Source organism: Stenotrophomonas sp. SrG, assembly GCF_050031795.1.
GTDB classification, from domain to species: domain Bacteria; phylum Pseudomonadota; class Gammaproteobacteria; order Xanthomonadales; family Xanthomonadaceae; genus Stenotrophomonas; species Stenotrophomonas rhizophila_A.
The window spans coordinates 1-243 of record NZ_JBNBBE010000893.1 but is presented as its reverse complement, the minus strand read 5'-3'; the positions used below and the strand labels follow the sequence as shown (position 1 = coordinate 243).

General features: G+C 65.8%; 1 protein-coding gene. It reads left to right on the top strand.

The window, feature by feature from the left end; genetic code table 11:
• Window positions 1-243: tetratricopeptide repeat protein (locus ACQG3P_RS22080; RefSeq protein ID WP_426806244.1), on the top strand; the 243-nt coding region annotated here is incomplete at both ends.

Below are 243 nucleotides of genomic sequence, written 5' to 3'. Positions count from 1 at the left end.
CGCGCGCAGCAGGCCAACGACCGGGGCCTGCAGCTGTACCGCGAGAAGCGCTCTGACGAGGCCGTTGCCCACTTCACCGAAGCGCTGAAGCTGCGACCGGACTTCGCCCAGGCGGCCAACAACCTCGGCTTCGTCTTCTACCGCCAGCAGCGTTACGCTGAAGCGGCACGCTGGCTGGAAAACCCGCTGAAGTTCGACCCGTCACGCGCGGTAGCCCACCTCAACCTGGGCGATGCCTACTTA